Origin of the sequence: Hallerella sp. (genome assembly GCF_022776125.1) — a bacterium.
GTDB lineage: Bacteria > Fibrobacterota > Fibrobacteria > Fibrobacterales > Fibrobacteraceae > Hallerella > Hallerella succinigenes.
In genome coordinates this window covers 1-11,114 of sequence record NZ_JALFIA010000073.1, presented here as the reverse complement: position 1 = coordinate 11,114, position 11,114 = coordinate 1, and the positions used below count along the sequence as shown (strand labels likewise).

Genomic DNA, 11,114 nt, shown 5'->3' with positions numbered 1-11,114 from the left:
GAACTTCTTTGCAGCAGCGAGGCCCTTTGCAGCGAGAGTCGTGCAAATTGCGGCCGTCAGGGTCGTCTTACCGTGGTCAACGTGGCCGATTGTGCCAATGTTGCAATGCGGCTTGGTTCTTTCAAAATGTTCTTTTGCCATTTTTTCCTCTTCTTCACCAGAAGGTTTATCGCTTCAAGTCAGCGGATGAAACATTTCACCCTGATACTTCGGAAAGCATAGGAAGCGCTACTTCCCGAAATTGGAGTCCCAAATTTAGTTGTTTTTTATGAAAAGACAAGAGTTTTTGAAAAATATTTTACAAAAAATATACAAACAGGGTGGGTTCGCCACTAGATATTGTGGACTCTATACCCTAAAAGGCGGATTGAATATTGTGCACGTCCCTTACAACCGGAACGGACCGACGTTGCATACCCGAAAAGATTTCGGAGCGGAAGCTCTGCCTTGAACGAATGCATAATTCCGTCACCGCCGATTTCGATAATTTTGCCTTCGCGGGATTGGATATCCCCGCTGAGCATTCCTGCATATTCCGCCGGACATTCGAGGGAAAGTTCCATATACGGCTCGTACAGGACGATGTCGGAGGCATGTATCAATTTGATGACCGCGTCAGAGCAAGCCTTTTTGATCATCGGAACGGAGACCGAGCCTTCGCAGTCGAAGAATCCAATCTGAAACTCCACGCCGACGAGGGGGCCTTTGCCCAAAAATCCGACTTCAGCACTTTCGAGAAGCGCAGAACGGATACCGGCAAGAATCTCAGGGGGCGCTTCTTCCAAGAATTCCCCGGAAAGACGAATATCCTTTTCGGATTCCGAAAGAGGCTTTGCAGATAGGGAGAGCTCTACCTTAAACGGACCCGCCTGGAAAGAATTTTCGACGGGACCGAGCTTTTTTCGCAAGCGTTCCAGCCACATGACTTCGGGACTTCCCGCCCGAACATCACAACCAAATTCACGTTTGAGTCGTTCCATGACAACTTCGAGCTGCACCTCCCCCACCGTATGTAAAACCCAGTAGCCCGCTTCCGGGTGAGGAGTAATGCGAACGGACGGATCCATCCGCGTCAAGAGCTGAAGGCTTTTTTCGACAGAAGTGTAATCTTCTGCGCGGATACATTCCACGTGGGTCTGTAGCAGCGGATCATAGACTTCAGAAGAAGTTCCCGAATTCTGGAGCACATTTCCTTTAACGGAAAGGCGGGAACCGAGCGAAAGAGGCTTCGGAGAACGCAGAGCGTAGATGTCGCCTGCGACAATCTGCTGCACAGGTTCAAGCGTAGATGCCTTTAGGCGGAAAAATTCAAAATCGCTCGGAAATTTTTCACTCGAAAGATTTGCCATGCTGCGGAAGAGCGCGATTTCATCCATGTCGGAAAAATGTCTTAAGCGCACCACTTCGCCCAGGCAATTCGCCGGGAACTTGGGCGGCGGCGGAAGGAAGAACGAAAGTCCTGTCATGAGGCTTCGCACGCCGAAGTTTTCTTTGGCAGAGCCTGCATAGCAAAGCACATACTTGTCGGAAGCACAAAGTTCTGCAAGTCCGCGGATAAGCGTTTTCGGGGGGACCCTCTCACCGTCCATGGCGAGGGAAAGAATTTCATCGTCGAATTCCGAGGCGGCTTCGACCGCTTCGGCGTAAGCGCCTTGAAGCTTTGCCGCGGCAGGATCCTTGGCGGAAAGCTTTTTCGCTTCTTCCTTGCCTTCGGATTGGATAAGCCTTGTACCGCTGATGACGTCAAGTTCCGACGCAATCTTCGTCGCACCATTAATTTGTGCGTATTCCGGAATGGAAAGCAACACGGGGCGTGCACCCAGATGTTCCTCAATAGCGATCAAGGTTTCATCGAGAGAAAAGTCCGGGTTGTCAAGCTTGTTGATGTAGACAAGCGTGCGGATTCCTTTTTTGCGAAGCTTCTTCCACGCAGAAAGCGTTTGCGTTTCAACGCCGTCCGCGGCAGAGACGATCAAGATGGCCCCTTCTACGGAAGAAAGCGCCATATCGACTTCTGCGCCAAAGTCCACATGCCCCGGCGTATCGATGAAATTGAACCAGATGTTTCGCCATTCAAAATGAGCGACGCCCGCTTCGATTGTAATACCGCGTTCCCGTTCTTCCGGAAGATAGTCCATGGTCGCAAGGCCATCTTCTACGTCACCGGGACGACGGACTTCCCCTGCGGTGAACAGAATACGTTCAGAAAGGGTCGTCTTGCCCGCATCCACGTGAGCGAGAATAGCGATGTTACGAATGGGCTGCATGCGCGAATTCTATCCGGCTTATTTTGCAAAGGTGGGCGTCGGATAGGAGCCGGTCGCCTTTTCCTTGGCAATTCTCCCGTTCACATACCGGGGCGTGCCGGATTTTTTCTTAACGGAACGAAGGGTTTTCTTGGGAATGGACGTCGGGTTTTGATGTATCAAAAGAAGCGCCGTAATGGACTTCGCGGGAAGTTCAAGAGAAAATTTGGCGTCGCTTGCCACGGCGGTTCCGTGCCGCAGGGCGTTTTCCGTGTGAGATACAAAAGTTTCGCCGGACAAATCCGAAAGGGTGAGCGTTTGCACCTGCGGCAGTGCCTCAAAATTTTCTACAGACAAATTCACCATCTGCGACATTTTTTCGGAGCGGTTCACCAAAATAATCGTCATCGAATCCTGCGATTCTGTCACCGATGAATAGGCGGACACCAGGGAATCATTGCTAGAGGTCGATGCGACCCGAAATTCGTGACCGTAGCGAATGAACAGGTGAGCCACTTCATCCATGCCGTCCCCCCAACTCCAAGGAGTGAACAATTCCACGCCGTTGTCCATGAACGTTCCCAAAAAAGATGCGTAGATCAGCGCTGTCAGCATGGCGTCGTCCGTTGTCAAATCCGTTTCTGTCAATCCTAAACCAATGCCGTGATTTTTTCCAAAGTAGGCATTCATCCAATCGTTCAGGCGTTTGAAAATAAATTCTTTGACGATAGAATTATCCCAGCCACCGTTAACTTTTTTTATGCCGTTTGCTCCCGGATAAACGTATGTCGTATCGAAAAATACCCGATGCCAGTTGATGCGATCTTCGTATGTTTTTTCCGTCGGATACCAGTGAATGTCCAAAACATCCAGCAATTTGACGCCACTTGCCTTTTGCGCTTCGGCCACTTTTTTGATAAAGTATTCCAGCCAGCAATAATTGCGCTCCTCCGCCGCATTCGGGTCGGAATCCACTCCGCACCATTGCCATTCGTTCGCCGCCACAGGACCCGTCAGCTTGATATCTTTCCAAGCCTTTTTGGCTTTCTTCGCCACGTCCAAATAACGTTCGACCAAAAATTGCTGCGTTACGGTCAGCGGCAAGTCGCTGTGCGTCCCGCTCCAAATTTCCATTTCATTGTCCATGCTCCAGTATTCAAACCTTTTCATGTCCAACTTCACATCGTCCTTCCAATGGTTCAAAATGGCAACCGTCGAATCCGCTGGCCACTCCTCGTTGTAAAGGGAGTAATCCCCCGTTTTCAATGCGGTCTGTCCATCGGCAGAAGCTACACCACCACCAGCTAGATCCAAAGTGGATTTGGCCCACGAGCCATTCGTTTGATAAAAATCCCAATCATTAAAATTATAATCGGCAGATGAAGCGGCATAGCCCGAAAGCTGGAACGCATACATGGCATTAGCGCCGGGAAGCTTATCCTGAATCGTTTTGGCGGTTATGTCCCAGTCGTGGGCATAGACATTATTGTACCAGTCCGGGTGTACGGTCAATTTTTTTCGCCAATTGTAACGCGTCGCGTTGTTCCCGTTATTCGCCCGGAAAAAACGAAAGCCGATTTCGTTCATCCGTTTGATGGTCGAATCTTCCGCAGCGATTTTAGCAGGATCACTTGTTTCTGCATCATTTAAACCGCTGATGTTTTTCCCGAAAATATACGGGGAAATTTTTTGTATTCCCGCTTTGGAATCCACCCGTACCTCTATCGCCGCAAGGGAAATCGCCGGGAGCGACATCACGGCGGCCAACATTCCCAAACCCCATTTTATACACCAACCCATGGTATTCTCCTTTCAATTAAAAATTCGAATCGATATGCCCTTTCCTAAGGCATCTTGCCTATAACAAGGAAGCGCCGCCAACCGCGACGCCTCTTGAACAAGCTATTTCAAAACCGCTAAGCTTTTTTCGCCCGGTGGCTGTTCGGAATCCATTCCGTCTTGTGGACTTCAGGAATGTCGTCGAGCAACTTCAGCGTGTTCGGTTCACTCGTGTTGTCGAGGACTTCTGCCGGAGTTCCCTGGTTCACGATTTTTCCCTTATGCATAATGAAAATGCGATCCGAAACATAGTTTGCAAGACCGATATCGTGAGTCACAAACACGACCGTCATCTTCAGCTGATCTTTCAACTTACGAAGATAGTCAAGGATGTTAGCACGAACGCAAGCGTCCACCATGGATGTCGCTTCGTCAGCGATCAAAACCTTCGGACGAAGAGCAAAGATACGGGCAAGAAGCATTCGCTGCATCTGGCCGCCGGAAAGTTCGAACGGATATTTACCTTCGATATCTTCCGGTTTCACGTTCACCGCCATCAAGCCTTCATCGACACGTTGGCGGATTTCTTCCTTACTCGGCTTGTCCTTGAGAATGTTCAGAGCATCTTCAAGCTGGCTGCGAATGGTGAAGAACTGGTTAAAGCATCCAAACGGATCCTGGAAAACAAACTGGACTTCGTTCCAATGAGACTTCTGATTCTTGATCGGAGCTCCGCGATAGGTGAATTCGCCTTCCGTCGGTTTGTAAAGGCCGAGCATGATCTTTGCAAGAACGGATTTACCGCAGCCCGAACCGCCCACGATCGAAATGAATTCTTCGTCATAAATGTCGAAGGTCACATTATCGACAGCGGTCTTCAAATTTTTGCCAGCACCAAAAGTTTTGCTGACTCCCTTTGCAGAAAAAACTACGGGCTTATCACTTTGCATAATCGCACCTCACATCACGATCGCCGACAACGCGGAGATTCTGGGTATTCTTCTTGCAATCTTCACATGCCATTTTGCAACGCGGAGCAAAGCGGCAACCAACGATTTTGTTTCTGAGGCTAGGAGGCGCACCTTCGATAGCCACCGGATGACGAGAACGCTGGCTCGCTTCCGTGCTAAGCATGGCGCCCATCAAAGCCTTGGTATACGGATGACGCGGATCCTTCACGACCTGTTCCGCTGTACCCTTTTCCACGATTTCGCCAGCATACATAATAGCGATATTATCGGCAACATGATACAACAGCGGAAGTTCATGCGTGATGAAAATCATCGTCTGGAAAATTCCCTTGTCCAGAAGATCGAAAATCATCTTGATCACTTCCTTCTGAGTCGAAACGTCCAAAGCGGATGTCGGTTCGTCTGCAATCACCATCTGAGGATTCAAAATGGTGGAAATGCCGATCACGGAACGCTGACGTTCACCAGCGGTCAACTGAATCGGGAAGGAATTCAGAACGCGCTTTGTGTCCATACCGAACAAGTCAAAGCGTTCGCAAAGACGATCGTAAATTTCCTTGCTGTCCAAAGCCTTGCCCGGCTGTTGGTGAGCGGCAATCACGTCTGCAGCGATGTCCTTGATTTTGCGGACCGGGTTCAGAGCATTGAATGCGCCCTGTGGAATCATCGAAACCTTCTGAGCGAGAACGTTTGCACGCACATCGCTAATCGAGCGATGCATCAGGGATTCCATTTCACCCTTTTCGTTTCTCACACGCACATCACCCGATTCCGGATAGAGCGGCGGAATGCACATACCCATAAGACCGCTCACGAGAGTGGACTTACCGCACCCGGATTCACCCGCGATGCCGAGGATTTCACCCTGTTTCATCGAGAACGAAACATTGGTCACAGCATGGGTTTTGTCGCCAAAACGTCCGAGATAATAGAGGCTGAGATTGTCTACTTCAAAAACATTATCTGACATAGGATAAACCTCTTACTTGCGAAGACGTGGGTTGAATACGCCTTCCATCGACGTATTGATCAAATACAGAGCGAACACGGTCAAAGTGACGACGAGTGTTGCCGGCAAGAACGCAATCCAAATGGAGTCAGCGAGAGCGCCGTTATCCTTAGCCTGGTTCAAAATGATACCCAACGAAGTGGTATCCACAGGGCCAAGGCCAATCATCGAAATGGAAGCTTCGGAAAGAATTCCGGAACCTACCTGCATGATGAACACCATGAACACATAAGAAAGCAAATACGGAAGCACATGCTTAATCACAATCGTCAAAGTGCTAGCGCCATTGATACGAGCGAGCGCAATGTGGTCGCGGCTACGGAGAGACGAAGCCTGAGCACGAACGGCACGAGCAGACCAGCTCCAAGCGGTAAGACCGATCACCACGCCGATCAAAGTCAATGAACGGCCTTCCTTAAAGGCGGAGCTAATGAGCACGAGAATCACGAACTGCGGGATAACGATGAAGAGGTTCGTTCCCATGTTCAAGATTTCGTCAATCCATCCACCGCGGAAACCGCCAAACAGACCGATCAAAACACCGAGAGTCGTTGCAATGATACCGGCAAGGAAACCCACATAAAGGGAGTTGCCAAGGCCTTCGATCAAAAGCGAAACATAGTCGCGGCCAAGATGGTCAGTACCGAGCAAGTGAGCGGCGCTAGAACCCGCATAAGGGCCAGCCATGATATCACGAGCGTGGGTGTCAACATTGTAGAACAGCGGTCCAAAGACAGCGATCAACAGTGTAAGAATAAAGATCGAGATGCCGATGACAAACATCGGAGATTTGAGAAGGTTTTTAAGAAGCTTTCCCATAATTACTTACCTCCCATCTGAAGACCAGCCTTAACGCGCGGATCGAAAATCGCGATTAAGACGTCAACGGCGAAGTTTGCAACAAGAACGCAGGTAGAAATCATCAAGGTGCAACCCTGAATGGTAGCGTAATCCTGCTTATTAATGGCGTCGAGCATAGCCATGCCGAGGCCCGGGTAAGAGAAGATCATTTCAGTAATGAGAGCGCCGCCAACCATTGCACCAAGAGACTGAGCAAGACCGGTGAGCTGCGGGAGCATCGCATTGCGGAACACATAGCTGATGATGCGTCCTTCACGAAGTCCAAGCCACTTCGCATACTTCATGTAATCCGTACCGAGCTCATAAATGGACATGGATCGCATACCTGTTGCCTGACCGGAAAGAAGAATCGGGAAGCAGGAGAAGAACGGAAGGATATAGTACCAACCTACGCTCTTCAAACAAGCCCAGGAGAACGTAAATTCAGAAATATCCGGGCTCATGTTACCCACAGCCGGGAACCAGCCAAGAGTGATCGAGAAGAGAGCCACGAGAAGCATACCGAACACAAAGTACGGAACACCATTCAAGAACATCGCAACCGGGAAAAACACCTTATCAAAGATGCCACGCTTGTAAGCAGCAAAAGCGCCAAGAAGGTTACCGATGATCCAGCCCAAAAGAATGGTCGGAGCCTGAATCAAAAGCGTCCACGGAAGGGCGTTCTTAATAATGGTCGTCACTTCGGTATTGTTCGTATAAGACTTGCCAAGGTCACCCTTGCACACATTAGCAATGTAAGAGAAGAACTGAGAAATTGCAGAAGCACGCTTTGGTTCGGTCTTGAGAACGACTTCGTCCACCATGACGGTGTCCTGACGTTCTGCCTGGACCTGTTCCATAACGGCGACTTTTTCAACCTTGGCGACCTTCTTTTTAGTCTTCGGGTCTTTTTCCATCACCGGCTTGCCCTTCGCATCAAGGACCGGTTTTTCTTCAAAAACAGGCTTACCTTCCGCATCAAGCTTTTGACGTTCCACCATCTTCGGAGTTCCGTCTTCGTTAACAACCTTCACAGTCGTTACAACCGGAGCACCATTTTCGTCAAGTTTTGCAACCTTACGAGTAACGGCGTTGCCAGCACTATCCAATTCAGGTTCGTAAATAGGATTGCCCTGATCGTCCAATTCGGCCATGCCGAAAGAAACCAGGAGTTCGGCTTTCTTCTTCTGAGCTTCAGTCGGAGAAAGACCCTTACCGGCCTGACCCATAATGATGTCAACCGGATCGCTACCGCCCACACGAGGCAATGCGAAGTTCAAAGCCACCGCAAAGAAGAAGGTCAGGAGATACCAGAACCCCTTCTGCAGGACATAGCGAAGCATAGGATATTGTTTAAGCATTTGTATTCCTTTTAACCTTTATTTTGCAAGCTTCAAGTTCCAGAGGATCTTGGTGCCGGAAGCAACCCAAGGAAGCTGAGCCGGAGCATAAGGATTCTCAGCGGTAGGCCAATTCGTCCACACGCGATCGCTGAATTCATAGAACTGTTCCGGCAGATAAACCAGCGGAATAGACGGTTGATCTTCCATGAAGATCTTGTTCAATTCACGATAAGCCTTTGCAATTTCGGAAGAATCGGTCATCAGCGGAATTGCAGACAAAAGCTGATCCACTTCCGGGCGGTATTCCGGAGAACCCGGCTTGTTGTAACGTCCGATGTTCACACCAGCCCAACCGCCAAGCGGCTGCCAATCACGAGAAGACATGATTTCGTTGAAGCGGCTCCACGGAAGAGACGGTGTTACATCTGCGACCGGCTTGTGCATCACCAAGTCAAAGTTTCCAAGACCCATAGCCGGCCAATACTGACCACCATCCACAAAGCCTTCACGGATATCGATACCAGCCTTACGCATACCGTCAACAGCGATCGTCACCATGGCTTCCCAGTCGGTCCATCCAGCAGGAGACGTAATCGAAAGCGTCGGCAAACGTTCACCCTTAGCATTTTCCATGTGATTGAGAGAGCCATCTTCATTGAAGACGGATTTGATGCCCGCTTCGGAAAGCATCTGCTTCACCACGTTCAAACGTTCTGCATCATCGGTAATCGAAAGATTTGCACCGTACGTAGAAAGGTCTTCGTCAACAATATACTTGCCTTCCAAATCGGTCGGCATAATGAGTCCAGGTTTCAAAGAGAAAGTGTAATTCGAAACTGCAAACTGACGGAGTGCGTTATAGTCGATTGCAGTAGCCAGTGCACGACGGAAACGCTTGTCGTTAAGCGGTTCCTTCGTCGTGTTGATGACGAGCATCGGCATCGCACCCGGGCGAAAGTAAGGAGGTTCGTTCCACCAAGTGTGAACGCCTGCGCCAGCCTTACGTTCGATACGCGGAATGAAGCTCTGGGAAGCGTCCAAGTTGCCTTCGCGCATGGCGATCGTGTTATGTTCGTTGTTCTTGTAAATCGGGTGAACAATATACTTAGGAGCCGGCAGCTGGCCGTTATGGAGAGCCGCGTTTCCCCAATAATCATCACGACGCTTCAAGATAATTTTGGATTCGTTGTAGGACTGAAGGCCATAAGGACCGGAAACAACCGGATTTTGATCCATGAGCATCTTCTTGACTTCGTCCAGACCCTTTTCCTTAATCATCGGTTCAAAGACATGGGCCGGAGCGATACGAGTCGCCTGCAACAAGTCACGCACGGTAAGCGGATTATTTCGAGCCTGCTTGTTCACCATAAAAGAAAGACGTTCCACAGGGCCTGCGTCATTTTTCAAAGTATCAACGTGAATAGCAGAAATCTGTTCCGCGGTGTTAATCGAGCCGCGGAGGAACATGAAAGTCACATCGTTAGAGGTAACCGGTTTACCATCGCTCCACTTTGCCGCCGGGTTCAAATCCACAACGATACTGTCATTGTTGGAAAGTTCTTCAACCAAATGGCCCAAAAGATCTTCGATCTGACCATTCAAAGAGTTGTACGTAATCAACGGTTCGTACATCAGGTTGAAGCGACCGCCTACCGGCCAGGATGCAGCCCAACTTTCTGCCAACGGGTTGAAAGAACCCGGTGCTGAATTCTGCTGACCAGACAAGTAAAGCGTTTCCTGACGGAGTAACGCGCCGTTAGCCATTTCGCCATCCGAAGATGCGCCACCGCAACCGACCAAAACGCTAAAACACGCCGACAAGGCAAGTGTGCCTGTGGCGATTGTTTTCAATGAATTCATCTATAATCCTCTTGATGTTTCTGCACAAGAAAGTCCAGTTTAAACTTGACAAGCATAATTTACATTTCTTTTGCCATAAATCAGGCCATGTAAATTTTTTCATACGATTTCTGCAAACAGATAAACTATTATTCCCAAAACAAAAAAATGCTCAAGCTCCAATTATAAGATTAAATCGCGATTTTCCGAAGCATAGCGGATTATACAAGGCTTGCCGTCATGTACGCAAAGAGGCGCCCCCGAAAGGGCGCCTCTTTCAGCAATTCTAATGGTTAGAAATTACTTCTTGCAGCACTTCTTGCAGGCAGCCTTCTTAGCAGCCGGCTTTACAGCCTTGCGAGGATCGCCTGCGTAGACAGCCTTCTTGCCGAGTTCTTCTTCGATGCGGAGAAGACGGTTGTACTTGCAGACGCGGTCCGTACGGGAGAGAGAACCCGTCTTGATCTGGCCAGCGGCGGTACCGACGGCGAGGTCCGCGATGAAGGTGTCTTCCGTTTCACCAGAACGGTGAGAAACGATCGGAGCATAGCCTTCGACCTGAGCGCGCTTGATAGCAGCGAGGGTTTCAGAAACGGAACCCACCTGGTTCACCTTGATGAGGATGGCGTTAGCGATGCCGGCCTTGATGCCTTCGTCGAAGATGGTCGGGTTCGTCACGAACAGGTCGTCACCCACGAGGTTGATCTTGGACCCAAGCTTGTCGGTCATGACCTTCCAGCCAGCCCAGTCAGCTTCATCGAGACCGTCTTCGATGGAGAAGATGGAATACTTGTCAATGAGCTTTTCGTAGAGCTTCACCATGTCGGCAGACTTGAGAGTCTTCTTGGTGCTCTTCTTGAAGGTGTAGGTTTCCGGCTTGCCAGCCTTGGTGTTCTTGTCGCAGAATTCGGAAGAAGCAACGTCCAGAGCGATCTTGATGTCGGTGCCGAACTTGTAACCGGCATTGGTGGTTGCAGTCTTCAAAGCGTCGAGAGCCTTTTCGAGGGTCATCACGCCAGTGATTTCGTAACCGAACTTGTTCTTAGCCGGCTTGATAGAAACGCCAGGAGCGAAGCCACCTTCG

Annotated in this window: 9 protein-coding genes; all 9 read right to left on the bottom strand. The window is 49.7% G+C overall.

Annotation, left to right across the window (positions count from 1 at the left end):
* Positions 1–141 (bottom strand): GTP-binding protein (locus MR847_RS08715; RefSeq protein ID WP_277001049.1); only part of this gene is annotated, 141 nt, incomplete at its 3' end.
* 191 nt (positions 142–332) lie between these two features.
* On the bottom strand, positions 333–2,267 hold the full coding sequence (locus tag MR847_RS08710; protein ID WP_287723544.1) for a GTP-binding protein: 1,935 nt from the start codon (positions 2,265–2,267) through the stop codon (positions 333–335).
* Between the two features lie 18 nt (positions 2,268–2,285).
* Positions 2,286–4,016 (bottom strand): glycoside hydrolase family 44 protein, encoded by a 1,731-nt coding sequence (locus MR847_RS08705; protein WP_287723543.1) that lies wholly within the window; start codon positions 4,014–4,016, stop codon positions 2,286–2,288.
* A gap of 146 nt (positions 4,017–4,162) precedes the next feature.
* The gene (locus MR847_RS08700) at positions 4,163–4,975 is read right to left on the bottom strand and encodes an ABC transporter ATP-binding protein (protein WP_100425451.1); all 813 of its coding nucleotides are present in this window, start codon (positions 4,973–4,975) and stop codon (positions 4,163–4,165) included.
* Complete coding sequence (locus MR847_RS08695; RefSeq protein ID WP_100425450.1) at positions 4,965–5,966, bottom strand: ABC transporter ATP-binding protein; 1,002 nt, start codon at positions 5,964–5,966, stop codon at positions 4,965–4,967. The genes MR847_RS08700 and MR847_RS08695 overlap by 11 nt, the downstream gene beginning before the upstream one ends.
* A gap of 12 nt (positions 5,967–5,978) precedes the next feature.
* Positions 5,979–6,824, bottom strand: coding sequence for an ABC transporter permease (locus MR847_RS08690; protein ID WP_287723542.1), 846 nt, complete (start codon positions 6,822–6,824; stop codon positions 5,979–5,981).
* 2 nt (positions 6,825–6,826) lie between these two features.
* Entirely contained in the window at positions 6,827–8,191 is a 1,365-nt protein-coding gene (locus MR847_RS08685; RefSeq protein WP_287723541.1) for an ABC transporter permease, read from the bottom strand.
* Between the two features lie 36 nt (positions 8,192–8,227).
* Positions 8,228–10,051, bottom strand: a complete 1,824-nt coding sequence (locus tag MR847_RS08680; protein ID WP_287723540.1) for an ABC transporter substrate-binding protein — start codon at positions 10,049–10,051, stop codon at positions 8,228–8,230.
* Positions 10,052–10,330: 279 nt separating this feature from the next.
* Positions 10,331–11,114: phosphopyruvate hydratase family protein (locus MR847_RS08675; protein ID WP_502798511.1), on the bottom strand; the 784-nt coding region annotated here is incomplete at its 5' end.

Excerpts from the sequence above, each read along its gene's own strand:
- MR847_RS08710 (WP_287723544.1), bottom strand. The coding sequence starts at position 2,267 with ATGCAGCCCATTCGTAACATCGCTATTCTCGCTCACGTGGATGCGGGC.
- MR847_RS08705 (WP_287723543.1), bottom strand. The coding sequence starts at position 4,016 with ATGTTGGCCGCCGTGATGTCGCTCCCGGCGATTTCCCTTGCGGCGATA.
- MR847_RS08700 (WP_100425451.1), bottom strand. The coding sequence starts at position 4,975 with ATGCAAAGTGATAAGCCCGTAGTTTTTTCTGCAAAGGGAGTCAGCAAA.
- MR847_RS08695 (WP_100425450.1), bottom strand. The coding sequence starts at position 5,966 with ATGTCAGATAATGTTTTTGAAGTAGACAATCTCAGCCTCTATTATCTC.
- MR847_RS08690 (WP_287723542.1), bottom strand. The coding sequence starts at position 6,824 with ATGGGAAAGCTTCTTAAAAACCTTCTCAAATCTCCGATGTTTGTCATC.
- MR847_RS08685 (WP_287723541.1), bottom strand. The coding sequence starts at position 8,191 with ATGCTTCGCTATGTCCTGCAGAAGGGGTTCTGGTATCTCCTGACCTTC.
- MR847_RS08680 (WP_287723540.1), bottom strand. The coding sequence starts at position 10,051 with ATGAATTCATTGAAAACAATCGCCACAGGCACACTTGCCTTGTCGGCG.